Source organism: Micromonospora sp. LOL_025 (assembly GCF_048060285.1).
Classification (GTDB): domain Bacteria; phylum Actinomycetota; class Actinomycetes; order Mycobacteriales; family Micromonosporaceae; genus Micromonospora.
On the sequence record NZ_JBHMIR010000004.1, the window covers coordinates 147,519 to 173,209 of the forward strand.

General features: G+C 72.5%; 21 protein-coding genes and 1 pseudogene. 13 read left to right on the plus strand and 9 right to left on the minus strand.

All coding sequences use genetic code 11. The annotated features are described in order from the left end of the window. Nucleotides 1–13: 13 nt before the first annotated feature. Both ACFHW0_RS07500 and ACFHW0_RS07505 read right to left on the minus strand, forming a co-directional pair. Nucleotides 14–1,072: an IS110 family transposase gene (locus ACFHW0_RS07500; RefSeq protein ID WP_416606366.1), complete on the minus strand. Its 1,059-nt coding sequence runs from the start codon at nt 1,070–1,072 to the stop codon at nt 14–16. A 251-nt stretch (nt 1,073–1,323) separates the two neighbouring features. Then, nucleotides 1,324–1,728: a hypothetical protein gene (locus tag ACFHW0_RS07505; RefSeq protein ID WP_416606368.1), complete on the minus strand. Its 405-nt coding sequence runs from the start codon at nt 1,726–1,728 to the stop codon at nt 1,324–1,326. Nucleotides 1,729–1,848: 120 nt separating this feature from the next. On the opposite strand from ACFHW0_RS07505, the gene ACFHW0_RS07510 reads away from it, so the two are divergent. From ACFHW0_RS07510 to ACFHW0_RS07525, 4 genes are read left to right on the plus strand one after another with little or no spacing between them, the layout of a single operon-like run. Beyond that, nucleotides 1,849–2,364, plus strand: coding sequence for a SigE family RNA polymerase sigma factor (locus ACFHW0_RS07510; RefSeq protein ID WP_416606370.1), 516 nt, complete (start codon nt 1,849–1,851; stop codon nt 2,362–2,364). Beyond that, nucleotides 2,361–3,500, plus strand: coding sequence for a hypothetical protein (locus ACFHW0_RS07515; RefSeq protein ID WP_416606372.1), 1,140 nt, complete (start codon nt 2,361–2,363; stop codon nt 3,498–3,500). Before ACFHW0_RS07510 ends, ACFHW0_RS07515 begins: the two co-directional genes overlap by 4 nt. Nucleotides 3,501–3,554: 54 nt before the next feature. Continuing rightward, entirely contained in the window at nt 3,555–4,076 is a 522-nt protein-coding gene (locus ACFHW0_RS07520; protein ID WP_233599726.1) for a hypothetical protein, read from the plus strand. 29 nt (nt 4,077–4,105) lie between these two features. Continuing rightward, nucleotides 4,106–5,623, plus strand: coding sequence for a flotillin family protein (locus ACFHW0_RS07525; RefSeq protein ID WP_416606374.1), 1,518 nt, complete (start codon nt 4,106–4,108; stop codon nt 5,621–5,623). Nucleotides 5,624–5,773: 150 nt separating this feature from the next. On the opposite strand, the gene ACFHW0_RS07530 is transcribed toward ACFHW0_RS07525, so the two are convergent. Next, nucleotides 5,774–7,234, minus strand: a complete 1,461-nt coding sequence (locus ACFHW0_RS07530; protein WP_416606376.1) for a CCA tRNA nucleotidyltransferase — start codon at nt 7,232–7,234, stop codon at nt 5,774–5,776. 134 nt (nt 7,235–7,368) lie between these two features. Here ACFHW0_RS07530 and murJ point away from each other — a divergent pair, with 134 nt between their 5' ends. The 7 genes from murJ (at nt 7,369) to ACFHW0_RS07565 (ending at nt 15,882) form a co-directional block, all read left to right on the plus strand. Further along, entirely contained in the window at nt 7,369–9,120 is a 1,752-nt protein-coding gene (gene murJ, locus ACFHW0_RS07535; RefSeq protein ID WP_416606378.1) for a murein biosynthesis integral membrane protein MurJ, read from the plus strand. A gap of 460 nt (nt 9,121–9,580) precedes the next feature. After that, nucleotides 9,581–11,185: a protein kinase family protein gene (locus tag ACFHW0_RS07540; protein ID WP_416606380.1), complete on the plus strand. Its 1,605-nt coding sequence runs from the start codon at nt 9,581–9,583 to the stop codon at nt 11,183–11,185. A 43-nt stretch (nt 11,186–11,228) separates the two neighbouring features. Continuing rightward, entirely contained in the window at nt 11,229–12,020 is a 792-nt protein-coding gene (sigM, locus tag ACFHW0_RS07545) for an RNA polymerase sigma factor SigM (RefSeq protein ID WP_416606382.1), read from the plus strand. Beyond that, nucleotides 12,017–13,081 (plus strand): hypothetical protein, encoded by a 1,065-nt coding sequence (locus ACFHW0_RS07550; RefSeq protein ID WP_416606384.1) that lies wholly within the window; start codon nt 12,017–12,019, stop codon nt 13,079–13,081. Before sigM ends, ACFHW0_RS07550 begins: the two co-directional genes overlap by 4 nt. A gap of 177 nt (nt 13,082–13,258) precedes the next feature. Beyond that, nucleotides 13,259–14,212 (plus strand): thioredoxin-disulfide reductase, encoded by a 954-nt coding sequence (gene trxB, locus ACFHW0_RS07555; RefSeq protein ID WP_121397414.1) that lies wholly within the window; start codon nt 13,259–13,261, stop codon nt 14,210–14,212. A gap of 32 nt (nt 14,213–14,244) precedes the next feature. Continuing rightward, a complete protein-coding gene (trxA, locus tag ACFHW0_RS07560; protein WP_088996685.1) occupies nt 14,245–14,568 on the plus strand; it encodes a thioredoxin in 324 nt (107 codons plus the stop codon). 150 nt (nt 14,569–14,718) lie between these two features. Further along, nucleotides 14,719–15,882 (plus strand): N-acetylmuramoyl-L-alanine amidase, encoded by a 1,164-nt coding sequence (locus ACFHW0_RS07565; RefSeq protein WP_416606387.1) that lies wholly within the window; start codon nt 14,719–14,721, stop codon nt 15,880–15,882. A 40-nt stretch (nt 15,883–15,922) separates the two neighbouring features. Here ACFHW0_RS07565 and ACFHW0_RS07570 read toward each other — a convergent pair whose 3' ends face one another. After that, nucleotides 15,923–16,588 carry a GNAT family N-acetyltransferase gene (locus ACFHW0_RS07570; RefSeq protein WP_416606389.1) on the minus strand — a complete coding sequence of 222 codons (666 nt, stop codon included), beginning with the start codon at nt 16,586–16,588 and terminating at the stop codon, nt 15,923–15,925. A 294-nt stretch (nt 16,589–16,882) separates the two neighbouring features. On the opposite strand from ACFHW0_RS07570, the gene ACFHW0_RS07575 reads away from it, so the two are divergent. Further along, nucleotides 16,883–18,196 (plus strand): PLP-dependent aminotransferase family protein, encoded by a 1,314-nt coding sequence (locus ACFHW0_RS07575; protein ID WP_416606391.1) that lies wholly within the window; start codon nt 16,883–16,885, stop codon nt 18,194–18,196. Nucleotides 18,197–18,203: 7 nt separating this feature from the next. Beyond that, nucleotides 18,204–19,202 carry a D-alanine--D-alanine ligase family protein gene (locus ACFHW0_RS07580; RefSeq protein WP_416606393.1) on the plus strand — a complete coding sequence of 333 codons (999 nt, stop codon included), beginning with the start codon at nt 18,204–18,206 and terminating at the stop codon, nt 19,200–19,202. Between the two features lie 68 nt (nt 19,203–19,270). On the opposite strand, the gene ACFHW0_RS07585 is transcribed toward ACFHW0_RS07580, so the two are convergent. From ACFHW0_RS07585 to rsmG, 5 genes and pseudogenes are all read right to left on the minus strand, one after another. Further along, a complete protein-coding gene (locus ACFHW0_RS07585) occupies nt 19,271–19,846 on the minus strand; it encodes a DinB family protein (protein ID WP_416606395.1) in 576 nt (191 codons plus the stop codon). Between the two features lie 91 nt (nt 19,847–19,937). After that, nucleotides 19,938–20,654 (minus strand): annotated as a pseudogene (locus ACFHW0_RS07590) (hypothetical protein); the annotation flags it as partial. Between the two features lie 1,426 nt (nt 20,655–22,080). Further along, complete coding sequence (locus ACFHW0_RS07595) at nt 22,081–23,127, minus strand: ParB/RepB/Spo0J family partition protein (protein WP_416606397.1); 1,047 nt, start codon at nt 23,125–23,127, stop codon at nt 22,081–22,083. A 27-nt stretch (nt 23,128–23,154) separates the two neighbouring features. Further along, entirely contained in the window at nt 23,155–24,459 is a 1,305-nt protein-coding gene (locus ACFHW0_RS07600) for an AAA family ATPase (protein WP_416606399.1), read from the minus strand. A 278-nt stretch (nt 24,460–24,737) separates the two neighbouring features. After that, nucleotides 24,738–25,688 (minus strand): 16S rRNA (guanine(527)-N(7))-methyltransferase RsmG, encoded by a 951-nt coding sequence (gene rsmG / locus ACFHW0_RS07605; protein WP_416606401.1) that lies wholly within the window; start codon nt 25,686–25,688, stop codon nt 24,738–24,740. Nucleotides 25,689–25,691 lie beyond the last annotated feature (3 nt).

The window sequence follows — 25,691 nt, forward strand, 5'->3', positions numbered from 1 at the left end:
CGGCCGGACGCTCCTATGCCGCGTCAAGTGGCTGGGGTGGGGTTTCGAGGCGTCGGTAGAGCTCTCGGGCGACGTAGCGTTTGAGGCAGCGTTTGATCTCTCGGTCGGTTTTGCCTTGGGCGCGGCGGCGGTCGGCGTAGGCGCGGGTGCGTTCGTCGCGTTGTAGGCGGGTCAGGACGACGGTGTGCAGGGCCCGATTGAGTTGGCGGTCGCCGCAGCGGTTGAGGCGGTAGCGGACTGTTTTGCCGGAGGACGCGGGGATCGGGGCGGCGCCGGCGAGCATGGCGAACGCGGCGTCGTTGCGGCAGCGTCCGGGGTGCGACCAGGCGGTCAGTACGGTGGCGGCGACGATCGGGCCCACGCCGGTCAGCTGCATCAGGTCCGGTCGCCAGGAGCGGATGATCGTGCGGATCGCTTTTTCGTGTTCGGCGGCTTCGGCTTCGAGGAAGCGGACGCGGCGGGCGAGGTCCCGCAGCACGGTCAGGCAGGTGAACACCTCCACGTCGGCGTTGGTGGTGGGGCGCAGCCGGCTCGCGGTGGTGAGCATGAGGCGGGTGCTCTGGCTGCGGAATCGGGCCCGCACCACCTCAGGTGAGGTGATCACCAAAGCGTGCAGTTGTCGCTGAGCGGTGGCGCTGGCCTCGACGGCGGCGCGTCGGGCGGTCAGCCGTGCCTGCAACGCCGCCCGTTCGGGGCCGGTCTTGGGCTGTGCCAGCCGGGTGCGGGCCAGAGCGTCGCGGGCAGCGCGTTCGGCGTCAATCGCGTCGGACTTCGCCCCGCCACGGCGGGCTGGTCGCAGTGGCCGGTCCAGCTCGACGACCAGCTCACCGGCGTCGGTCAGGTGCCGGGCCAGGCCGGCCCCGTAACCGCCGGAGCCTTCCAGCGCCCACGCCCGCAGCCCCGAATGCTGCCCGGCCAAGGTCATCAGTTCGGCATAGCCGTCCGGGTCGGCGCTCACCGTGGCCCTGGCGAGTACTCCGCCGGTGCGGGTGTCGAGCAGCGCGGCGGTGTGGGTGTCTTTGTGCGTGTCGACGCCGATGACGACCTCGACCAGTTCTGTCAGCATGGACATGCGTTCTGTCCTCACCGTGGGGACGCAAGGGTCCGGTCCGGTGCGGAGATGGCAGGACTGTGATGAGACACGCCAGCCGCTAACTGGCGGTCAAGCTCCTGATCAGGCCAAACGTCTCCCGCCGGGCCGGCGCCGGCAGCAACGGGTGGACAAGTCCGCGCGAAGGCACAAAGCCAGTCAGAGCAAGAGTCACACCCACCGCTGCCAGCCATCAGCCCATCACGTACGGGCCGACCCCGCCATGCTCACAGTCAGAGCAGGGTGAAGCCGAGCAGCAGGGCACCGGCGCTGAGGCTGGCACCGCCCGCCACGGTCAGCCAGATCAGCTTGTTCGGCTTCGTGTCCTGCGGGCGGGCCACCGAGAGGAAGAAGCCGAGTGGCATCAGGATGGGCGCGGCCACGAGCAGGGCGCGAATGAGCGTACGGGTGCCGTCGGACGCGTCGGCCTGGTCCACGTATGGCAGGACGGCCAGGGCGAAGAGGACCAGCACCCCGGCGTGCGCGTGCCCGGCCGTCCAGAGCCCTCGGCGCACCGGATTGTCCAGGTAGCCGGCCTTGCGCCGGGTGAGGTGCATGAGCAGGGTCAGCCCGCCGTACGCGATCGTGACGACGGTGATCAGCAGGATGCCGGCGGTGGTCAGGGTTGCCGAGGACACGGGCACCTCCTTCTTGTCGATGTCAAGATTGGCGTTCCGCTCGAATCTTGTCAACAGCTAGATTGCTGGCGGGGGCAAAGTTCGAACGCCGGGGGGCGTCAGAGCTACCGGAGGTGGGCGGTGACCGAAGGGACCGACGGGGAGTTCACCGCGTTCGTCAACGAACGGGGAAACGTCCTGCTGCGCATCGCGTACGCCCTGGCCGGCGACCAGCACGGCGCCGAGGATCTGCTGCAGAACGCGCTGGCCAAGGCGTACGCCCGGTGGCCCCGCATCCGCGGCGACGCCGAGCCGTACGTGCGACGGATCCTCTACCACGACCAGATCTCCGGGTGGCGGCGCCGGTCCCGGCGGCCGGAGGTTCCGGTCGCCGTGCTGCCCGAGCGGGTCGGGAGCCGGGACAGCGGGCAGGACGCCGACCTGCGGATGCTGCTGCGCGACGCGCTGCTGTCACTGCCGCCCCGGCAGCGCGCCGTGCTGACCCTGCGCTACCTGGAGGACCTCAGCGTCGAGCAGACCGCCGCGCTGCTCGGCTGCCGGGCCGGCACGGTCGCCAGCCATGCCTCGAAGGCGCTGGCCAGACTGCGGCAACTGGTACCCGCCCTCGACGACAGCGTCACGGAGGAGGTCCCATGAACGGCTCCGGGGAGGACATCCTGCGTTCCGCCGTACGGGAGATCGCGGCCGAGGCCCGGGCGGTGCCCGACCTCGCCGACCGGGCCCTGCGCCGGGGCCGACGGCTGCGTCGCCGTCGCCGCACGGCCGCGGCCGGCGGCGCCCTCGCGGCGCTGGTCGCCCTCGTCGGGCCGTACGTCTGGCTGCGCCCCGGAGCGACCCAGGACACGGCCGCCGGTGCGCCGGTCGTCACCTTGGCGGCGACGGTGTCGGCCGCCCCTCGCACGATGCCCGTCGTCCCCGCGCCGACCGGCGACTGGACGCACGCCGTCGTGTCGCTGCCCGGCGGCTGGGTGCTGACCGGCGCCACCTCCACCGGCACCCCCGCCGAGCGTGGGTACGCCCTGGACCGCGAACGCGGCCGGTACGTCGCCGCCGACCGTCGGTACGAGGAGACCTGGGCCGCGCCCCGGGGCGGGACCGCCGCCGTCGTCGACTACGAACGCGCCGGCCAGATCGGCCTGCTCGACCTGGGCGACGGAACGGTCCGCTGGGTCCGCACCGGCAGCCACATCATGACCCCGCACTGGTCGCCCGACGGGCGGCGGCTGGCGCTGACCCTGCTGGACAAGGAGAGCGCCCGGTTCTCCCTCGGCGTGCTCGACGCGGTGACCGGCGCCTACCGCACCTTCCCGGTGGACACGGACCGCTACTTCTGCACCGACCAGTGCTTCTTCACCTGGGCCCGGGACGGCCGGGAGGTCGTGCTCCAGCAGACCGACCCCGACACCCCCCGCTCGGAGTCCCGGCCGCACGCGCGGCGGGGCGTGCAGTTCTTCTCCGCCAGCGACGGCCGGCCGACCCGGTTCGTGCCCGTCCCCGGCGACCCCGCCGGCCCCTGGTCGTGGTCGCCGGACGGCCGGCTCGTGGTGATCAAGGGCCAGGACGGCCCGGAGGTGGCGGAGGTGGCGACCGGACGGGTGATCGGCCCGGCTCCCGCCCAGGACGCCGTGTGGGTCGCCGACGACCGGCTGCTGCACCGCGTCGGCTGGACGGCCGAGATGGCGCTGGTCGACCTCGACGGACGGGAACTGGCGCGGCAGGCCCTCCCCGCGTCGCTGGCGGTCAACCTGACCTTGGCGGTGGCGCCCCGCTGAGCGGCCCGGCCGAACCGCCGACGCCCCGGTCGACGTTTGCGGGGCACCGATACCGTGCAGGCCGTGGCCACGGGGACGCTGATCTTCCTCATCATCGGCGGCGCAGGCGTCGCGGTCCTGGCGCTCGCCCTGCTCGGCGGCGAGCTGCTCCATCTCGGCAATCCGGAATTCGACGGTCCGGTGTCGGTGGAGGCGGTCGCCGGGTTCACCGGCGCGCTCGGCTTCGGCGCCGCGATCGTCAACGAGCTGATCGGTGGGCGTACCCCGGGCATGATCGCGGTGGCCCTGGCCGGCGGCGTCGTCGCGGCCGTGCCCACCGCCTGGGCCGCGTCCCGGCTGAGCCGGGCGGCCCGCGACATGCGCACCGATCCCACCCCCACCCGCCACCACCTGGTCGGCGCGCTCGGCCTGGTGGTCACCCCGGTGCCCGCCGACGGCTACGGCGAGGTCCGGGTCCGGGTGGCGGGCCAGCCGGTCAAGCTCAACGCCCGCGCCGACCGACCGATCCCGGTCGGCGCCCAGATCTTCGTGGTCGAGGCGCTCAGCGAGACCAGCGTGCACGTCGAGACCTACTGAACCCCCTCGTAAAGAAACAGGACGGTCACATGCCCCTTCTCATCGCCATCGGCGGCGCGGTCCTCCTCGTCCTCGTGCTCGTGCTCTTCGTGCTCTCCCGGATCAAGGTCGCCGGGCCGAACGAGGCCTTCATCGTCACCGGCCGCAAGGGCCGCACCACGCAGACCGCCGACGGCGGCCGGTCGACCGACAACTCCGGGCAGAAGGTCGTGCTCGGCGCGTCAGTGTTCGTCCTGCCCGTGGTGCAGAAGCTCCAGTCGCTCGACCTGTCCAGCCGGCGGATCGACGTCGGCATCAAGGGCGCGGTCAGCAAGCAGGGCATCCGCGCCGACCTGCACGGCGTCGCGATCGTCAAGGTCGGCGGCACCGAGGACGCCATCCGCGCCGCCGCGCAGCGCTTCCTGCACCAGCAGGACGAGATCGAGGACTTCACCCGGGAGGTGCTGGCCGGCGCGCTGCGCTCGATCGTCGGCCGGCTCACCGTCGAGGAGGTCATCCGGGACCGGGCGGCGTTCGCCAGCGCGGTCGCCGAGGAGGCCGAGCACTCGATGACCAACCAGGGCCTGGTTCTGGACACCTTCCAGCTCCAGGACATCCTGGCCGAGGGTTCCTACCTCCAGGACCTGGGCCGGCCGGAGGCGGCCCGGGTGCTCAAGGACGCGGCCATCGCCGAGGCGCGGGCCCGGCAGCAGGCCGAGCAGGAGCGGCTGCTCGCCGAGGAGGCCATCGCCGAGGCCAACCGGAACCTGTCGCTGAAGCAGGCCGCCATCCAGGCGGAGATCGACGCGGCCAAGGCGAAGTCCGCCGCCGCCGGCCCGCTGGCCCAGGCCGAGCGGGACCAGGCGATCCTCTCCGAGCAGCAGAAGGTCGCCGAGCGCAACGCCGAGCTCAAGCAGCGTCAGCTCGACACCGAGGTGCGCAAGCCGGCCGACGCCGCCCGGTACAAGGTGGAGCAGGAGGCCGAGGCGTCCCGCAACGCGGCCGTGCTGAACGCCGACGCGCAGCGCCAGGCCGTCATCGCCGCCGCCCAGGCCGCCGCCGAGCAGGCCCGGCTCACCGGTGAGGGCGAGCGGGCCCGCCGGGCCGCGCTGGCCGAGGCCAACGCGATCGAGGGCGCCAAGGAGGGTGAGGCCGAGCAGCGCCGCCGCTCCGCCATCGCCGAGGCGGTCGAGCGGGAGGGTGCGGCCGAGGCCGCGGCCATCCTGGCCAAGGGGCAGGCCGAGGCCGACGCGATGGCCCGCAAGGCCGAGGCCTTCGCGGCGTACGGCGAGGCCGCCGTGCTGGACCTGCTGGTCAAGGTGCTGCCGCAGGTGGTCGAGGCGGCCAGCGCCCCGATCGGCGCGATCGACAAGATGACGGTCATCTCCACCGACGGCGCCTCGTCGCTGACCAAGTCGGTGGCGGGCAACGTGGCCCAGGGGCTCCAGCTCGGCAGCGACCTGACCGGCATCGACCTCGCCGGCCTGCTGGGGAAGCTCGGCTCGGCGGCGTCGACCCCCGGCAACGGCAAGCCGCCGGTCGACGGCACGGCGGTCGAGACCCGCTGACGCGAAGCGGCAGCGGTCGCATCCGCTGTGCGACAGGGCGCCGTCCCCGGCCGGGGGCGGCGCCCTTCTCGTCCCGTCGGCGCGGCCCGCGTCGGACCGGCTCGTGAAGGTCGACGTGGTCGGTGCCGGCTCCCGTGGCGCCTGGCGGGACTACTCGACGATGCCCTCGTCGCGGGCCCAGCGCAGCAGCTCCGCCTCGGCCTCGTCGCGGTCCAGCGGGCCGCGCTCCAGGCGCAGCTCCTTGAGGTGCTTCCAGGCCTGTCCGACGACGGGTCCCGGCGGTACGCCCAGCAGCTCCATGATGGCGTTGCCGTCCAGGTCGGGCCGGACCCGCGCCAGGTCCTCCTCGGCGGCGATCCGGGCGATCCGCTCCTCCAGCGCGTCGTAGTCGGCGGCGAGCTGGGCCGCCTTGCGCCGGTTGCGGGTGGTGCAGTCCGACCGGGTCAGCTTGTGCAGGCGCGGCAGCAGGTCACCGGCGTCGGCGACGTAGCGGCGCACCGCCGAGTCGGTCCACTCGCCCCGGCCGTAGCCGTAGAAGCGCAGGTGCAGCGCCACCAGCGCGGTGACCTTGGAAGTGATCTCCTTCGGGTAGCGCAGCGCCTTCATCCGGGCCTTGGTGAGCCGGGCGCCGACCACCTCGTGGTGGTGAAAGCTGACCCGGCCGTCCGAGCCCACCGCCTTCGTCGCCGGCTTGCCGACGTCGTGCATGAGCGCGGCCATCCGCAGGACGAAGTCCGGCCCCTCGGTCTCGTACGAGACGGCATTGCTCACCACGGTCAGGGTGTGCTCGTAGACGTCCTTGTGCTGGGCGTGCTCGTCGATCTCCAGCTTGAGCCCGGTCAGCTCCGGCAGGAAGCGCTCGGCGAGCCCGGTGTCGACCAGCAGCCGCAGCCCGGTGATCGGGTCCGCGCCGCAGAGCAGCTTGGTGAACTCGTCGCGGATCCGCTCGGCCGTGATCCGGTCCAGGTCGCCGGCCATCCGGGTCATCGCCGCGTACGCGTCGGGGTGCACCGCGAAGCGCAGTTGGGCGGCGAACCGGGCGGCGCGCAGCATCCGCAGCGGGTCGTCGCCGAACGACTCCGCCGGGGTGCCCGGGGTGCGGATCACCTTGGCGGCCAGGTCGTCGAGCCCGCCGTGCGGGTCGGTGAACCGGTGCTCGGGCAGGCTGACCGCCATCGCGTTGATGGTGAAGTCGCGCCGCCGCAGGTCCTCGGCGAGGTCGGTGCCGTACTCGACGACGGGGTTGCGGCTGACCTGGTCGTAGGACTCGGCGCGGAAGGTGGTGATCTCCAGGCGCAGCCCGTCGCGCTGGCACCCGATGGTGCCGAACTCCCGACCGGTCTCCCAGATCGACTCGGCCCAGCCGCGCACGATGCGCAGGGTCTCGTCGGGGTGCGCGTCGGTGCAGAAGTCGAGGTCGTCGCCGAGGCGGCCGAGCAGGGCGTCGCGTACCGAACCGCCCACCAGGTGCAGCTCGTGGCCGGCCCGCGCGAACCGGCGGCCCAACTCGTCGGCGACCGGGGAGACCCGGAGCAGTTCGGCGACGGCGTTGCGCTGTGCGGCGGTGAGTTCGCGGCGGTCGGCGGGGTGGGGAGCGGAGGCTTCGGACATGGGAGCGCCAGACTATCGGTCCCGGCGGGGATGCGGTCCGCCGGGCGCGGGTAACAGGTGGCCGTTGACTATCGTCTGTGACGTGCGGGCCGTGCCCCGGCTCCGACGTACCTCTCTGCCTTGGAGGCGACAAGATGAGCGGCGGTCTCTACCGCAGCGCGAACGCCGCCCAGGGCGGCGCCGCGCCCGGCCGGCCGTCGGACGGCGCCACGTTCATCTCCGCCGAGCCGCTCAACCAGCCGGCCATGGAGTCGACCGCGCCGCCGCAGGAGCAGGTGGGCGAGGCCAGCGCCGCGGCCAACAGCGCGGTGATGGCCATGGGCAGCCTCGTCAGCCGCGGTACGGGCTTCCTGCGCAACCTGGTGATCGCGGCGGCGCTCGGCGGCGCGCTGGTTGGTGACGCGTACACCACCGCGCAGATCCTGCCCGGGATGGTCTACGAGTTCCTGCTCGGCGGCGTACTCACCAGCGTGTTGATCCCGATGCTGGTGCGCCGGCGCAAGTCGGACGCGGACGGCGGCCAGGCGTACGCCCAGCGACTGCTCACCCTGGCGGTCCTCGCCCTCGGCGTGGCCGCGTTGTTGGCAGTGCTGTCGGCATCGTGGTTGACCATGCTCTACGGCAGCGGTGAGTCGGCCGGCGAATATTCGAAGTTGGTCACGGCGCTGGCCCGCCTGATGCTGCCGATGATCTTCTTCTCCGGGTTGAGCGCGCTGATCAGCGCGGTGCTCAACACCCGGGGTCACTTCGCCGCCCCCATGTGGGCGCCGATCCTGAACAACCTGGTGGTGATCGCCACCGCCGGCCTCTACATCGCGATCTTCGGCGCGGACATCATCGACCCGGGCGAGATGACGACGGGGCGGATCCTGCTGATCGGCGGCGGCACCCTGCTCGGCGTCGCCATCCAGGCCGCCGGCCTGCTGCCGGCGCTGCGCAAGGTCGGCTTCCGCTGGAAGCTGCGCTTCGACTTCCGCGAGCTGGGCCTGCGCGAGCTGGGCCGGCTCGGGGCGTGGATGTTCTGCTACGTCGCGGTCAGCCAAATCGGCCTGATCGTGCTGTTCAACCTGCTGAACCGGGCGGGCAGGGAGAACGCCGCCGGCCCGCTGATCTACAACAACGTCTTCCTGCTGCTGATGACGGCGCACGGCATCATCGCCGTCTCGATCATCACCGCGCTGATGCCCCGGATGAGCGCCGCCGCCGCCGACGGCCGGTACGCGGACGTGGCCGCCGACCTGTCCCGGGGCACCCGGACGGTCACCGCGGTGCTCGCCCCGATCGCGGTCTGCTACGCCGTGCTCGCCTCCCCGATCTCGTTCGCCCTGTTCCGCTGGGGCGCCTTCGACGAGCGCAACGCCACCGCCACTTCCGTGGTGCTGCTCGCCGCCGCGCTCGCCCTGGTGCCGTTCGCGGTCAGCCAGCTCTTCACGTTCGCCTTCTACGCCCTGCCGGACACCCGCACCCCGGCGCTGATCAACATTCCGGTGGTGGCGCTGCGCATCGGGGTGCAGATCGTGCTCTTCGCGGTCTTCTCGGCAAGCTTCGCCGGCGCCGGCATGATGATCGGCAATGCCGTCTCCTACCTGGCCGCCGCGATCGCCTCCGCTTGGCTGCTACGCCCCCGGGTGGGTCGGATCGGCCTCGGCGAGATCATGCGCACCGGCGCGCGGGTCGCGGTCGCGGCGCTCGGCGCGGCGGTGGTCGGCCTGATCGTGGTCAAGCTGCTGCCCGGCGACGACACGCCGAGCCGCCTGGAGGCCGTCGGCCAGCTCGTGGTCGGTGGCGCGGTGATCGGCGGGACGTACCTCGGGCTGGCGATGGTCCTGCGGATCGGCGAGATCACCGAGGTCGTGGGCATGGTCCGCCGCCGGTTGGGCCGCTGACCGAAGCCCGACTCCGAAGCGGCGGGCGTCCTGCGGGCGGACTGCACTCTCTGTCAACGAGGATCACCAGCCTGGGGATGCGCCTGTGGATAACTCCGCTATTCACCGCTCAGACACCGAAAGGGCCTGTGGATAACCAGCCGTACGGCTGAGCATGGTGGCCCGCTCGGGGGGAACCCGGCGGCGTCGGCGCGATCGCCGCGTTGGCCCGCCCCCTCCCTGTGGGTGCTTGCGGTCAACCTCTAGATTGGCCAGTACATGTGCAAGCAACGTGGCTGACAACGGTAGCAACCGGACAAGTCGGCCGCCTGCCGGCAGCTCGGCCCGGGAGCGGCGCGAAGATGACATGTCGGGGAGACGGCCAACCCGGGTAAGGTCGCTCTCGACGGGTACGGCAGGCGCCGGCGCTCCGCGTCGACACCGGTCGGCCGGTTCCTTCGAAGGCAGAGCGGGAAGCCACATGCCCAGCAGCGCGGGTCCATCGATCGACACGATCACCGAGGGAGGACGGGTGACCCAGGTCGGCGAAGGTCAGGAGGCGGAGGAGAGCGCTCCTCAGGTCATGACCTTCGGTGCTCCCACGGCCGGTGAGATCCTCGCCGAGCGTTACGAGCTGGTCGAGCACATCAACAACGACAGTGCGGGTCGACTGGTCTGGCGCGGGGTCGACGTCATCCTGCGCCGTCCCGTCGCGGTCGTGCTGCGCTACCCCGGTGGCGACTCGGCCACCGAGATGCTCCAGGGCGCCGTCGCGGCCAGCCGCGTCATCCACCCCAACCTGGTCGGCGTCTACGACGCGATCGACGAGGCCGATCGGGCGTACGTGGTGCGGGAGTGGGTCGACGGGCAGTCGCTGCGCGAGCTGGTCACCGACGGGCCGCTGGACCCGGCGCGCGCCACCACCATCGGCAACGCGGTCGCCAGCGCCCTCGCCGCGGTGCACGCCACCGGCATGGTGCACGGCAACGTCCACCCCGGCACGGTGATGATCAGTGACGACGGCCGGGTGGTGCTGGCCGACGCGCGCACCGACGGCGCCGACAGCCGGCAGAGCGACGTCCGCGCGATCGGCGGGGTCCTCTACTTCGCCCTGACCGGGCACTGGCCGCACGCCGAGGCCCCGCTGCGTGGCGCCACCGCCGGCCACGGGCGGGCCGCCATCCCCGACGCCGTACGCGACGCGGGCGGCGCCCTCGCCGCCCCCCGGCAGGTGCGGGCGGGTGTGCCCGCGTACCTCGACGACCTCACCATGGACCTGCTCGACGCCGAGATCGAGCCGCCCTCGTCGGACGTGCTCGCGGCCGAGCTGGCCCGGCTGGACGTGCCGGCCGACGAGCAGTTCCTCGACAACGGCGGCCCGCTGCGCTTCACGGCCGACACGGGCGAGGAGCCGTCGCCACTCGCCGCCGCCGGCGGACGCAAGGTCGCGATCGGCATCGCCGGCCTGCTCGCGGTCGCCCTGGTCGGGCTGCTTATCGGCATCACCGCCCTGGGCGGCGGTGACGACGGCCCACAGCCCAACCCGGTCGCCGCGCCCTCGTCGAACGCGCCCGCCGGCGACGCCACCCCGGCCGCCGTCACGGCCGGGCCGTTGAAGATCAGCAATGCCCGGATCATCGACCCGGAGGGCGACCGGACCGAGGTCAGGAACGCCGACAAGGTGTTCGACGGGGATGTGGACGAGGGTTGGGAGACCCAGACCTACAAGGGTCGGGCCAACTTCGGCAACCTCAAGAAGGGCATGGGGGTCTGGGTCGACCTCGGCGGCGAGCACACGGTCAAGTCCGTGCAGGTCATTCTCTCCGCGCGGGGCGCGTCCGCCCAGCTCTATGCCGGCACCACCGACCGGCCGTCGTCGTCCTCGGGCGACGCCCAGCTCTTCGCGGACTACAAGAAGACGGCGATCGGCCAGCCGTTCGAGGAGCACGAAGGCACCAAGATGACCTTCAACGGCTTCAACGCCGACGTGAAGTACCGCTACCTGCTGTTCTGGATCACCGAGCTGCCCGCGAGCGACGGTGGCTTCAAGCTCGGCGTCCAGGAGATCACGGTCCAGGGATCGTGAGGCGGCCACCGCGCTCCGGGCACCGCATCCGCCGGACGTGGTGATGGGCGTACGCGGGGAACGGGTGACCGGTGGACCAGCGGGTCCGCCGGTCTCGTCGTCGGCGTCGCCACCCGGGGCGGCGGACCTCGACCTCCTGCACGCCCACGTGGCCGGCGATCCGCACGCCTTCGCCGAGCTCTTCCACCGCCACCGGGACCGGCTCTGGGCGGTGGCCCTGCGCACGCTCGGCGACCGCGAGGAGGCCGCCGACGCCCTCCAGGACGCCCTGCTGTCCGCCCACCGCGCCGCCGGCCGTTTCCGGGGCGACTCGGCGGTCACCACCTGGCTGCACCGGATCGTGGTGAACGCGTGCCTGGATCGGATCCGCCGCCGCCAGGCGCACCCGACGGTGCCGCTGCCGGACGGGGTCCGGGACACCGATTCCGGCACCGGGGGCGTCGAGCCGGCGGCACCCGTCCAGGACCACGACACGGCGCTCGTGGTCCGGCAGGCGCTCGCCGAGCTGCCGCCCGAGCAGCGCGCGGCGCTGATCCTGGTCGACGTGCAGGGCTACCCCGTCGCCGAGGTGGCCCGGATCCTCAACGTGGCCGAGGGGACGATCAAGAGCCGGTGCGCCCGGGGCCGGGCCCGCCTGGCGACGCAGCTCGGGCACCTGCGCCCCCGCCCCGCGACGCAGCAGACGGAGCCGCGGTCCACCCCGCAGCGGGCGGAGCCGGCCCCGACGACGGATCCGAACGTGCCGGCCGTCACCCGAGGGAACCCGCGGTCGCCCGAGGGCGTCCGATCGGGGTCGGGACGGTCCCGGCGGGATCTCCACCAGGAGGACGCGTGACTGCCGGGGGGTACAGGGAGGTCGACCACGACCTGCTCGCCGACTACCTCGGCGGGGCGCTGGACGGCACCCCGGACGAGGATCTCGTCGCCCGACTGGTCGACGAGGACGCCGACTGGGCGCAGGCGTACGCGCTGCTGGCCCCGGTCGTGGCGGACGTCCGTGCGGACCTGGCCGCCTGGGGCGCGTCCGCGCCCGAGATGCCGGCCGACGTCGCCGATCGGATCGTCGCCGCCCTGGCCCACGCCACCGCGTCCGACCCCGGCACCGTGGACTCCGCCGCTCCGCACCCATCCGAGCCGGGCCGCCGTGGGTCGACGGAGGACGCGGCGTCCGCCGAGGAACGGCCGGAAGGACAGCCGGCGGTCAGAACGGGCCTCGGGGCGGTGCCGACGCAGCCGCTCGGCGGGTCCGGGAGACGTCCTGCCGGCGTACCCCCGTCGGAGCCCGGCCGCGGCGGGGCCACCGGGCCGGGCCGACGGCGGCGTCGCTGGACCCGGCTGGCCGGGCCGGTCGCGCTGGCCGCCGTGTCGATCGCGGCGGTCGGCCTCGGCGTCAGCCAGCTCACCGGGGACCAACAGACGGGCGGAGCCGCGGACACGGCGTTGCCCGGGGCCGTGCCCCATGAGGACGCCGGCCCCGCCGCCGCCACGCCGTTCCGGATCTCCGGCGAGCCGTCGGTGCGCAGCGGGACGGACTACACGCCGGAGTCCCTGGCCGCCCTTCCGTCGTCGCCGAAGTCACGGCCGTTCACCGGCGGTCCGTCGGTGGAGCAGCCCGGCGTCCAGGCGGAGGGCGGGCGGCTGCCCGGCTCCGTCACCGGGCTCGACCGGCTCACCGACCCCGCCGCGCTCGGCGCCTGCATCGGCGAGATCAAGGCCGAGCACGGCCGGGGCGCGCTGGTGGTCGAGGTGGTCGACTACGCCCGGTTCCAGGGCCGCCCGGCGCTGATCGTGCGCTTCACCGACGCCACGGGAGCGCACTGGGCCTGGGCGAGCGGGCCGGAATGCGGTGTGCCCGGGTCCGGCTCGGACAGCCGCTACCGCACGCGGGTAGGGTGAATTCGCGGTCACCGGGCGTTTGACCGTCCACGTGACCTGACCCACCGGATGACCGGCTCGGGAATCCCCGGTTCGTACGATGACGTTCTGCACATCGAAGTGCCGGCACCGAGGGGCGTCGGCATCGGATCGGCATCGGTGCGCGCCGATGGCGAACAACACAATCGGGAGACGGCAGTGGACGAGGTCCGCAACCTGATCATCATCGGCTCCGGGCCGGCCGGTTACACGGCGGCGGTCTACGCGGCGCGCGCCAACCTCAAGCCGCTCATCATCGAGGGCGTGCAGTCCGGCGGTGCGCTGATGACGACGACCGAGGTGGAGAACTTCCCCGGTTTCGCCGACGGCATTCTCGGCCCCGAGTTGATGGACAACATGCGCAAGCAGGCCGAGCGGTTCGGCGCGGAGTTCCTCACCGACGACGTGACGCGGGTCGAGCTGAAGGACACCGGCAGCCTGGGTTCCGACGCCGTCAGCACCGTCTGGGTGGGCCAGACCGCGTACCGGGCCAGGGCGGTCATCCTCACCACCGGCTCCGCGTGGCGCCCGCTCGGCGTGCCCGGCGAGCAGGAGTACCTGGGCCACGGCGTCTCGTCCTGCGCGACCTGTGACGGCTTCTTCTTCCGCAACCAGCACATCGTGGTCGTCGGCGGCGGTGACTCGGCGATGGAGGAGGCCAGCTTCCTCACCCGGTTCGCCGACTCGGTCACCATCATCCACCGCCGGGACTCCTTCCGGGCCAGCAAGATCATGGCCGAGCGGGCACTGAGCAACGACAAGATCAAGGTCGAGTGGAACACCGTGGTCGAGGAGATCCTCGGCGACGACGGCAAGGTCTGCGGGGTGCGGGTACGCAACACGCACACCGGCGAGTCCAAGGTCCTCGACGTCACCGGCGTCTTCGTGGCCATCGGTCACGACCCGCGCAGCGAGCTCTTCCGGGGGCAGGTGGAACTCGACGACGAGGGCTACGTGAAGGTCCAGGCGCCCAGCACCCGGACCAGCGTGCCCGGCGTCTTCGCCGCCGGCGACCTGGTGGACCACACGTACCGGCAGGCGATCACGGCCGCCGGCACGGGCTGTGCCGCCGCGCTGGACGCAGAGCGCTTCATCGCCACGCTGCAGGGCTGAACAACCGAAACACATCCCGGAGGAGGGTCATAGTGGGAGCAACGAAGTCGGTCACCGACGCGAGTTTCGCCGCCGACGTGCTGAAGTCCGACAAGCCGGTACTGGTGGACTTCTGGGCCGAGTGGTGCGGCCCGTGCCGCAAGGTGTCGCCGCTGCTGGAGGAGATCGCCGGCGAGATGGGCGACCAGGTCACCATCGTCAAGCTCAACATCGACGAGAACCCGGAGACCGCCCGCACCTACCGGGTGATGTCGGTCCCCACCCTCACCGTCTTCAAGAACGGCGAGCCGGTGCAGTCGATCGCCGGCGCCAAGCCGAAGGGCGAGCTCGTCAAGCTCATCGAATCGGCGCTCTGAGCAGCACCGACACGCGTCGACCCCGTACCCGGTACGCCGGACACGGGGTCGACGCGTTTTTCCCGACGTGGGGCACCCGGAGCCCCCGGAGCGCATAACCTCAAGCCGGGGCCGCCCGGCCAGCAACCGTCCGTGCAGAGGGGGTCGTGCGTGCGTCCGATCCGACCCGGTGACCGTGGACCCGCCGTCACCGAGATCCGTACGGTGCTGACCGGCCTCGACCTGCTCGCCCCGACGGCACCGGGCGTCGACGAGTTCGACACGCACACCGAACGGGCCGTGCGGGCCTTCCAGCAGTCGCGTGGGCTCAGCGTGGACGGCCGGGTCGGTGCGGAGACCTGGCGGGCCCTGGACGCCGCCCGCTGGCGGCTGGGCGCCCGCACGCTCTACCACGCGGTGCCGGAGCCGCTCACCGGTGAGGACGTCCGCTCGCTCCAGGAACGGCTGCTGGAGATGGGGTACGACGTCGGGCGCGCGGACGCCATCTACGGCGTACGGACCTCCCGGGCGGTCGCCCAGTTCCAGCGCGAGGTCGGGCTCACGCCCGACGGCTCGTGCGGTCCGCACACGATGGACGCGCTGCGCCGGCTCGGCCGCAAGGTCGTCGGCGGGCGACCGCAGTGGCTGCGCGAGTCCGACGCCATCCGGCAGTCCGGCCCGACGCTGGTGGGCCGGACCGTCGTCATCGACCCCGGGCACGGGGGCACCGACCCGGGCGTGGTGGTGCCGGACGGATCGCTGCGGTGGACCGAGGCGGATCTCGTGCACGACCTGGCCAGCCGGTTGGAGGGCAGGCTCGCCGCCGCCGGCGTCCGGGTGCAGCTCACCCGCGGGCCGTCCCCCGAGGACTGCCTGCCCGACGTCGGCCGGGCGGAGCTCGCCAACTCGCTCGGCGCCGACGTGTTCATCTCGCTGCACGTCGACGAGCACGTCAACCCGGAGGCCGAGGGGGTGGCGACCTACCACTACGGCACCGACAACGGGGTGACCTCGGCGACCGGGGAGCGGCTGGCCGGGCTGGTGCAGCGGGAGATCGTCGCCCGCACCGGGCTGCGCGACTGCCGTACGCACGCGAAGGCGTGGGACCTGCTCCGGCTCACCCGGATGCCGGCCGTACGCGTCGAGGTCGGTTACCTCACCTCGCCCGCCGATCGGGCCCGACTGGTCGACCCCCGGTTCCGGGACAGGGTGGTGGAGGCCGTCGTCGCCGCCGTGCAGCGCATGTACTTCCCCGTCGAGCGGGACGTCCCCACCGGCTCGATCGACGTGAGCGCCCTGCGGGCCGTGGTGGCCGCCGGCACGGTGGTGGACTGAGCCCGCTGCCGCCTGCCGCCCGGAGTCCTCCGGCGTGGGGTCATCCGGCGGTCGAGCGGGTGGCCGGGGCCGGACGGACCGGGCGGAGCAGCGTCTCGGGGCTCATCGAGCCGAGCAGCTTCTCCAGCGCGTACTCGACGTCGGACTTCCAGCTCAACGCCGTACGCAGCTCCAGCCGCAGGCGGGGGAAGCGCGGGTGTGGGCGGACCGTCTTGAAGCCCACGGAGAGGAAGAAGTCGGCCGGGGCGACGCAGGTGCCGGCGGGGTCGGCCGCGTCGCCGAACTTGGCGTCGCCGAATGCCTCGATCGCCTTGATGCCGCGCTTGGTGAGATCCCGGGCGACGCCCTGGACCAACATCCGGCCCAGCCCGCCGCCGGCGAAGGCGGGCACCACGTTGGCCGTCATCAGCAGCGCGGCGTCGGCGGAGACCGGGGAGGTGGGGAAGGCCATCGAGCGGGGCACGTAGGCCGGCGGGGCGTACAGGACGAAGCCGGCCGGCATGCCGTCGACATAGACGAGCTTGCCGCAGGAGCCCCACTCCAGCAGCGTCTGCGAGACCCAGGCCTCCTTCTCCAGCCCCGGGTCGCCCGCGGCGCAGGCCCGGTCCGCCGCTACCGGATCAAGCTCCCAGTAGACGCACTGCCGGCACGGACGGGGCAGGTCCTCCAGGGTGTCGAGGGTCAAGCTGACCAGACGTCGCGACATTGGTGCATCCCCACACTAGGCTCGGAGGTGAGACCGGCACGGAACGACACCGCCGCCTTCCTGCCCCCGACGAGCGATCGTACGCCGCAAACGGACGCCGCGGGAGGGGACGCGCGAATGCCCCTCCTTCCGGGGCGCCGGCCGGGGTCCGCGATGTGGACGCCGCTCACGTCGCGGTTACGCCCCTGGCAGACGGCGGTTAGGATCGACAATCGGCGTCCCGCGTCGCCATGGTCGCAGGTGTCCCGGGTACGCCGGGGCGGGAGCCACCCGAGCAGCCATCGAGGTGATGTCATGACCGGCACGACGCTCGACGACTACACCGACCGGTACGCCCGCCGCGTACGGGGCATGACCGCCTCCGAGATCCGCGCGCTCTTCGCGGTGGCCAGTCGGCCGGAGGTGGTCTCGCTCGCCGGTGGCGCCCCCTACATCGCGGCGCTGCCGCTCGACGCGGTCGGCGAGATGCTCGGCCGGCTCGGCGCCGAGCACGGCGCCACCACCCTCCAGTACGGCATCGGCCAGGGCACCCTGGAGCTGCGCGAGCGGATCTGCGAGGTGATGGCGCTCTCCGGCATCGACGCCGCCTGCGGCGCATCCCCGGACGACGTGGTGGTCACCGTGGGCGGGCAACAGGCCCTCGACCTGGTGGCCCGGCTCTTCCTCGACCCGGGGGACGTGGTGCTCGCCGAGGGCCCGACCTACGTCGGCGCGCTCGGGGTGTTCCAGGCCGCCCAGGCGCAGGTCGTGCACGTGCCGATGGACGGCGACGGGCTGATCCCGGAGGCGCTGGAGACGGTCATCGCCGAGCAGGCGCGGGCCGGCCGGCGGGTCAAGTTCCTCTACACCATCCCGACCTACCAGAACCCGACCGGCGTGACGCTCACCGAGGAGCGGCGGGAGCGGGTGCTCGACATCTGCGAGCGCGCCGGCCTGCTCGTGGTCGAGGACGACCCGTACGGTCAGCTGGGTTTCGAGGGGGACGCGCCGGCGCCGCTACGCGCGCGGCGCCGCGACGGGGTCTTCTACCTCAGCACCTTCTCCAAGACATTCGCCCCCGGCCTGCGGGTCGGCTGGATCCTCGCGCCGCACGCCGTCCGCGACAAGCTGGTCATCGCCAGCGAGGCGCAGATCCTCTGCCCGAGCGGCTACGCGCAGGCCGCCGTCTCCACCTACCTCGGCACCATGCCCTGGCGGGAGCAGCTCAAGGTCTACCGCGAGGTCTACCGGGAGCGGCGCGACGCGATGCTCACCGCGCTGGACGACCTGATGCCCGCCGGCACGACGTGGACGACGCCGGCCGGCGGCCTCTTCGTCTGGGCGACCCTGCCCGACGGCCTCGACTCCAAGGCGATGATGCCCCGGGCCATCGCCGCCCGGGTGGCGTACGTCCCGGGCACCGGCTTCTACGCCGACGGCACCGGCACCGGCAACATGCGGCTCAACTTCTCGTTCCCGTCCCCGGAGCGGATCCGCGAGGGCGTGCGCCGGCTGGCCGGCGTGATGGAGCAGGACATCGCCATGCGGCGGGTCTTCGGCGCGGTCGGCCGCCCCGGGGCGCGGCGGGGGCAGGCCGGCTCGGACACGCCGGGACCCGACTTGGCATGATTCCGGCATGGTTTCCACCGCTGCCGACCGTTCCGTCGTGACCGACTCCGCCGTCACCGCCGACCTGCGGGTGCTGGTGCTCGCCGGGGGGCTCTCCTACGAGCGTGACGTCTCGCTGCGGTCCGGGCGCCGGGTGCTCGACGCGCTGCGCGCGGTCGGGATGGACGCCGAGCTGCGGGACGCCGACGTGGCGCTGCTGCCGGCCCTGAGCGCCGACCCGCCGGACGCCGTCGTGATCGCCCTGCACGGTGCCACGGGTGAGGACGGGTCGCTGCGCGGCGTGCTGGACCTCTGCGGCATCCCGTACGTGGGGTGCGACGCGCGCGCGTCCCGGCTCGCCTGGGACAAGCCCTCGGCCAAGGCGGTGCTCCGCGAGGCGGGCATCCCGACCCCGGACTGGGTCGCCCTTCCGCACGACCGGTTCTCCGAGCTGGGCGCCGTGGCGGTGCTGGACCGGATCGTCGAGCGGCTGGGACTGCCGCTCATGGTGAAGCCCGCCCAGGGCGGTTCGGGGCTGGGCGCCGCCGTCGTCCGGGACGCCGCGTCCCTGCCGGCGGCAATGGTCGGCTGCTTCGCGTACGACCCGACGGCGCTGGTCGAGCGGTACGTGCCCGGCATGGACGTGGCGGTCTCGGTGCTCGACCTGGGCGACGGGCCGCGCGCCCTGCCCGCCGTGGAGATCGTGCCCCGCAACGGGGTCTACGACTACGCCGCCCGCTACACCGCCGGCCGCACGACCTGGCACACGCCCGCCCGGCTGGAGCCGGAGGTGGCCGGCGCGGTGGCCGACGTCGCGCTGGCCGCACACACCGCACTGGGGCTGCGCGACCTGAGCCGCGTCGACCTGATCGTGGACTCCGCCGGGCGTCCGCACGTGCTGGAGGTCAACGTCTCGCCGGGGATGACCGAGACCTCGCTGCTGCCACTCGCGGTCCAGGCCGCCGGACTGGACTTCGGCAGGATGGTCGGAACCCTGGTGGCCCGCGCCGCGACCCGGCGCCCCTGACCGATCGCTCCCCGAGCCGGTGATGCGGGCGCCCGCCGTCATCTGGCTTCGATTAACGGTAGAGAGAGCTAGTTGCCGCATTTGCCGGCGTCGAGGGCGGCCTGCTTTACCCGCTGGCGGTAGTCCAGCCACCAGGACTCGTCGGCCGGGGGCAGGTTGTCGTTCCTGGGCAGCAGTCCGGCCGCGCCGTCGATGAGTTCGCGCACGATGTCAGCGTGGCCGGCGTGCCGCTGTGTCTCCGCGACGACGTGGACCAGGACGCGGTGCAACGTGACCGCTGCGTCGCCCCACCACGGCACGCGGCCGACCTCATCCAGGGCGAGGGCTTCGATGGTGGTGTCGGCGTGGGCGATCACGCGACGGTACAGTCCGACGATCTCCTCGCGGGTCTCGTCCGCGGTCGCCCACATGTCGGCATTGATCTCGGCTCCGTCGCCGACGTACGGCAACTCCTGCTCGAACGGCCGGTCGAACACGACGCCGAAGTAGAGGGACTCACAGACCGCCGAGTGCTTCACCAGACCGAGCAGGTTGGTCCCGGTCGGGGTCAGGGGGCGCCGGATGTCGTACTCGCCGAGCCCGTCGAGCTTCCACAGCAGCGCGTCGCGGCCGCCCTTCAGGTAGCTGTGCAGGTCTGCCTTCATGGCGGCACTATGGCATCCGGTCAAACGTCGCGCTGTCCCGGACGATCCGCAGCGCTCATGATCGGCAGGACACGCCCTAGGTGCCCGACCGTCCGGCGTCCGTGGCGGACGCCTCGCCCTCCGGCTCCTGTGCCGGCGGGGTCTCCTCGGCGGACTCGATCACGGACACCGCCTCGCCCTCCGTCGGTTCGACTTCCGCCGGCGGCTGCCCCGTGAAGCTGGACGGCGCCTGCCACTGGATACGCGGGGGCTCGGCCAGCGGGCGGCCACCGAACTCCGCCAGCCAGGCGGCGACCATGGCGAGGTTCTCCCGCCATCGCGCCTCGGAGATGGGCGGCAGGATCGAATCCCACAGGGAGAGGAAGGTGCCCCGCAACTGGAGCTGACCGTAGGGCCGGGCGAGGAACCACATGTGCAGGTGCGCCGAGCCGTCGCCCCAGCGGTTGACGTGCACTCGGGCGACCCCGTCGAGGGACCGGATGGCCCGCTCCAGCCGCACGGTCATCACCCCCAGTTCGGCGGCGAGCAGGTTCGGCAGGTCCCCGAGGTCCAGATGCGAGCGGGATTCCAGAATCAGCACCATCGGCAGCCCGGTGGGGCGGTCCATGGCGCGTACCCGCCATCGCTCACCCACCCAGATGTAGGCGTCGTCGGGGGCGTTGCAGGCGGTGCATTCCCGGTGTCCCTCGCCCTTGCGCGGCGGCTCGACCGGGACCGGGTCATCGAGTTGCTTGACACGAAGGTCGCCCTCGAAGGGAAAGGACGGCCACTGGGTGAAGTCCGGAACGGAGGGAGGGGTGTCCTGCACGACGCTGACACTAACCGGTTCCGGCACCGCTGTCCCTACCCGGACGATCGACCGGGCGGCCCCACTCGGGTCGCGACGGGAGAGCCGTGAGCGGCTCTGTCCACAGGCATCCACAGCCATCCACAGGCTGATGAGACGCCGGACACACCCCGTCATCCACAGGCTGTCACCCCGTTCCACGCGGGGTTTCACGTGAAACGGGGCCGCCTGTGGATAACCCCTGTGGATAACTTTCGGGCACGATCCCGGTTTCTTCGCGGAGGCGGGTCGCCGGTTCCACGTGAAACCGGGAGGCGGCGTAGGACGGATTCCGTCTCCGTTCGATGACCGCCGGTGGAGTCCTCCGGCCGCTCGCAAGCCGCCCGGAGGTGGGGACCGCCGAGGGCTGGGATCGCGTGATTAGGGAGGCGCGCCGGAAGGGAGAACGGCAGACAAGGTCGAAGGCGTCTTCACCGAGAACCACTCGCGCTTCCCGTGGTCCTCTCCCCGTCGCCGCCGCGACCGTCCGCACCGCCGCCGGATGTCGGTGGTCAGCCATCGTCATCAGCGGTGATTGCCGTCGGCTTCAGTTCCCGAACCTCCGCTGTTCCACGTCGTCGCCGTGCGAACCACGGGGACCGTCAGTCCATCGCTTCGCAGTTCGAAACCCGCCGAACCCTTGTGCCATGCCGCCCGGTAACTGGACACAGAATCGCCGAGGCAGGGAACGGCTGGAACGCCGGGACGGCCAGACAACGGGACGGCCGGACCGACGGGACGCCCCGGACAGCAGGACGGCTGGAACGACGGGACGGGCCGAGACACGGAACGGCCGAGGAAAGAAGACGGCTAGGGCGACGGATCGGCCCGGGCGCCCAGGAGCACGCCACCTGGTCGAAACGTGGCCAAGGCGTCGCCTCTTGTCAGCGGGTAGCGGCGGGCCGGGGACGGTAGCGCCGGCGCGGCGGGGCGGGGCCTCTCGCGGTGCTGAGCGGTCCCAGCGAGCGCGTCCCACCCCTGCGGGTACCGCTCGCATCGCCAGAGCCCTCAACGGGCACTGAGGGCGTCAACGACGCGGGTGTGGTTCCCCTCGGCGGCGCTTCCCGCCACCGCTGGCGTTCCCAGAGGGCGGGGCAAGGGGCCGAACACGGTCAGGCCCCTCCGGTCTCAGGAGGCCGACCCGCGCCGCATCGCAGATCGGATGGACCGGCCGGGTTTCACGTGAAACGGCCAAGGCGACTAAGAAACGCGCCGATCCAGGCCTCGGGTTTCACGTGAAACACCGCCGCTTGCCTCAGTTGCTTGAACGCGTCGTCCGGGCAATGGCCGGAGTCTCGACCCGGCCACACATGGAACGGCCGCGTGATCCGGGGATCACGCGGCCGGCGGTGGTGCCGTACGCATCGGCGCTAGAACCGGCCGTAGAGCCGAGCCGCGTCGAGCGGGGTCAGGCCTCCGGTTCCTCCTCCTGGCCGACGCCGATGAGGCCGACGATCCGCTCCAGGTCGTCGACCGTCGCGAACTCGATAGTGATCTTGCCCTTGCTCCGGCCGATGTCCACCTTCACGCGGGTGTCGAACCGGTCGGAGAGCCGATCGGCCAGGTCCGTGAGAGCCGGGGCGTGCGGCTTCGGGCGGCGCTTGGCGGCTTCCTTCCTACTCGTGCCGTCGCTCAGGGCCAGCGCGACGATCTCCTCGGTCGCGCGTACCGACAGGCCCTCGGCGACGATCCGGAGCGCAAGGCGCTCCTGCGCCTCGGGCTCGTCGAGGCTCAGCAGCGCCCGGGCGTGCCCGGCGGAGAGAACGCCGGCCGCGACCCGCTTCTGCACCGGTGCGGGCAGGTTGAGCAGCCGGATCGTGTTCGAGATCTGCGGCCTGCTCCGCCCGATGCGCCGGGCGAGTTCCTCGTGGGTGGCGCCGAACTCGTCGAGCAGCTGCTGGTACGCGGCCGCCTCTTCCAGCGGGTTCAGGTTCGCCCGGTGGATGTTCTCCAGCAGCGCGTCGCGCAGCATGGCGTCGTCGCGGGTGTCCCGGACGATCGCCGGGATGTTCTCCCGCCCGACGGCCTGTGCGGCCCGCCAGCGCCGCTCGCCCATGACCAGCTCGTACTTTTCCTCGTCGAGCTGCCGCACGACGATCGGCTGGAGGAAGCCGACCTCCTGGATCGAGGTCTTCAGCTCCTCCAGGGCGTCCTCGTCGAAAACCTGGCGCGGCTGCTTGGGGTTCGGCACGATCGCGTCGACCGGGATCTCGGCGAACCGGGCCCCCGGCACGGGGCTGAGTTCGGGCTGCGGCTCGGGCTGCGCCGCCACGGGCGGAGTCGCCGCGGCGGGCAGAGCCTCCGTCGGCGTACCGGCGGCGGCACCGTTCGACGTCTCTGCCGTCTCCACCGGCTCGGCGGCCGTGGCCGACTCAACTACGGCGGTCGGCGCCGGCCCGGTCGGGATGAGCGCCCCCAGGCCTCGCCCCAGACCGCCCCGAGGACGGTTCTTCATGCCACGCCTCCCAGCGACTGTTCCGCACTACGCATTCCGGCCCACCGGCTCCTTGACGCCACGCTCGGCGATCTCCTGGGCGGCTTCGAAGTAGCTCGTCGCCCCCCGCGATCCCGGATCGTAGGTCATCACCGACTGGCCGTAGCTGGGTGCCTCCGAGACGCGGACGTTGCGGGGGATGACCGCCTGGAGCACCTTGTCGCCGAAGTGGTTCCGCACGTCCTGCTCGACGGCGTCGGCCAGCCGGGTGCGCCGGTCGTACATGGTGAGCAGGATGGTGGAGACGTCGAGCTTCGGGTTGAGGTGCTGGCGGACCAGGTTGATGTTGTTGATGAGCTGGTTCAGCCCCTCCAACGCGTAGTACTCGCACTGGATCGGAATGAGCACCTCCTGCGCGGCCACGAGCGCGTTGACCGTGAGCAGGCCGAGCGAGGGCGGGCAGTCGATGAAGACGTAGTCGAAGTGGCCGGGGTAGGCGGCGATCGCCCGGGCCAGCCGGGACTCGCGGGCGACCACCGACACCAGCTCGATCTCCGCGCCGGCGAGATCGATCGTCGCCGGTACGCACCAGAGGTTGGGGATGCCCTCCACGCCCTGGGCGACCTCCTCCAGCGGCACGCTGTTGATGAGGCAGTCATAGACATCCGGCACACCGGTGTGGTGCGGGACGTTCAGCCCGGTGGAGGCGTTTCCCTGCGGGTCCAGGTCGACCACCAGCACCCGGTTGCCGTGCAGGGCGAGCGCCACCGCAAGGTTCACCGTGGTCGTGGTCTTTCCCACGCCGCCCTTCTGGTTCGCGACGCACATGACCCGGGTCCGTTCCGGCCGAGGCATCGTCACCTCGCCACTCGGATTAAGGATCTGCACGGCGCGCATCGCCTCCATAGCCAACGGTGGGTCATCCTCTTCGCGCGTCGGGGTTTCACGTGAAACGTACGCGGCCTCGGCGGCAGCGGCTCCGGGGGAGCCGGCCGGGGGCGCGGACGGGTCGGTGACGGGAACGGGTTCGGGAGTCGCGTCCGGCACGGAGTCCGGGGTGGGCTGCTGCGGCACGGCGGACTCGAACCGGGCCGAGGCCGAGGCGTTGCGCCGGATGGGAATCACCCGACCAACGGCCGAGTTGCCGGCGCGCGGCACGTCGGGGGTGGCGCGGATCGCCGGAGGCTCCGGCACGACCGGTCCGACGCCGCCCGGCCGGACGGCCGCGTCCCGGTCCGGCGGCCGGATCGACGGCCCTTCGGGCGACCAGCTCGGGTAGTCGGTTTCACGTGAAACGGGATCGCCCGCTGACCCGGTCACGCGTGGATCGTCGTACCTTCCGTCGTCATGCACCTGTCATCCCTGCCCGCTTCGGATGGTCGGTCCGCACCCCGTCAACTGGCCGCACGCGATCGCACCGCGGAGCGTGCGGCCCGGCGGGAGCGGCGGGGCCGGTGAACCTCCCGTTGCCGCCCGCTCCACACTATCGACGCGCAGCCAGCCTACGGCTCACGGGCGCAGCCGGTCCACGTCGGGTTCTCATCCTTCCGTCCACCCGTACCGGTTCAACGAACCAACCGCCGGCCGGGAAGCCGGTAAGCGGACATCCCGCGCGGGTACCCGCGCTGGACTCAACGCCGCCGGGACCGGCCGCCGCGCGACCTCTTCGCGGCCTTCGGCCGGGCCGGCCCGACCACCCGTTCCCGCACGATCTCCACCACCGTCGTGGGTGGATCGATCACTCCCTCGCCACAGCGGTGCACCTCGGGCTCACCGCCGCCGAGCCGGGCCACGATCTGCGCGTGCTCGGCAATCTCCTCGGCGGCGGACGCGCCCTTCAGGGCGATCAGCCGACCGCCGGGCACGGCCAGCGGCAGGCACCACGTCGAGAGCCGGTCCAGCGGTGCGACGGCGCGCGCGGTGACCACGTCCCCGCTCAACGGACCGATGCCCGTCGCCCCGGTCGCCGCCTCGTCGGCGCGCCCCCGGAACACCCGGACCATCTTCGCCAGCCCGAGGTGCTGCACCGCCTCGATGAGGAAGGAGGTGCGCCGGGAGAGCGGTTCGATCAGGGTCACCGTCAGGTCGGGTCGGGCGATGGCCAGCACCAGGCCGGGCAGGCCGGCCCCGGAGCCGACGTCGAGCACCGTCGCGCCCTCCGGAATGCGCTCGGCCACCGCCGCGCAGTTGAGCAGGTGGCGATCCCAGATCCGGGGCGCCTCGCGCGGGCCGATCAGGCCGCGGACCACGCCGTCGGTGGCAAGCAGTTCGGCGTACGCGGCGGCCAGGTCGAGGCGGTCGCCGAAGAGGGTGCGGGCCGCACCGGCCAACTCCGGCGGCAGCACCGCCACGGTCGCAGACGCGCCCTCAGGGACGCCGACCGACGGCGGTGCAACCTCGGAGGCGTCGGTCGGTGACGGCGCGTCCTCGGGGGCAACGGCCGAGGGCGGCGCGTCCTCGGAAGCGTCGGTCGGCGGCGCGGCGTCGGGGGTCACGGTCGGCTCGGGCCGGACAGGCGACGGCCCGGGCGGCGTGCCACCCGGGCCGTCCACGGCACCGGCCGTGGTGTCGTCGTGGGTCACCCG

Bases quoted from the DNA above. Each gene is read 5' to 3' on its own strand.
- ACFHW0_RS07525 (WP_416606374.1), top strand. From the start codon at position 4,106: ATGCCCCTTCTCATCGCCATCGGCGGCGCGGTCCTCCTCGTCCTCGTG.
- ACFHW0_RS07575 (WP_416606391.1), top strand. From the start codon at position 16,883: ATGACCGGCACGACGCTCGACGACTACACCGACCGGTACGCCCGCCGC.
- ACFHW0_RS07580 (WP_416606393.1), top strand. From the start codon at position 18,204: ATGGTTTCCACCGCTGCCGACCGTTCCGTCGTGACCGACTCCGCCGTC.
- sigM (WP_416606382.1), top strand. From the start codon at position 11,229: ATGGGCGTACGCGGGGAACGGGTGACCGGTGGACCAGCGGGTCCGCCG.
- ACFHW0_RS07515 (WP_416606372.1), top strand. From the start codon at position 2,361: ATGAACGGCTCCGGGGAGGACATCCTGCGTTCCGCCGTACGGGAGATC.
- ACFHW0_RS07595 (WP_416606397.1), bottom strand. From the start codon at position 23,127: ATGAAGAACCGTCCTCGGGGCGGTCTGGGGCGAGGCCTGGGGGCGCTC.
- ACFHW0_RS07585 (WP_416606395.1), bottom strand. From the start codon at position 19,846: ATGAAGGCAGACCTGCACAGCTACCTGAAGGGCGGCCGCGACGCGCTG.
- ACFHW0_RS07500 (WP_416606366.1), bottom strand. From the start codon at position 1,072: ATGTCCATGCTGACAGAACTGGTCGAGGTCGTCATCGGCGTCGACACG.
- ACFHW0_RS07570 (WP_416606389.1), bottom strand. From the start codon at position 16,588: ATGTCGCGACGTCTGGTCAGCTTGACCCTCGACACCCTGGAGGACCTG.
- ACFHW0_RS07540 (WP_416606380.1), top strand. From the start codon at position 9,581: ATGCCCAGCAGCGCGGGTCCATCGATCGACACGATCACCGAGGGAGGA.
- murJ (WP_416606378.1), top strand. From the start codon at position 7,369: ATGAGCGGCGGTCTCTACCGCAGCGCGAACGCCGCCCAGGGCGGCGCC.
- ACFHW0_RS07530 (WP_416606376.1), bottom strand. From the start codon at position 7,234: ATGTCCGAAGCCTCCGCTCCCCACCCCGCCGACCGCCGCGAACTCACC.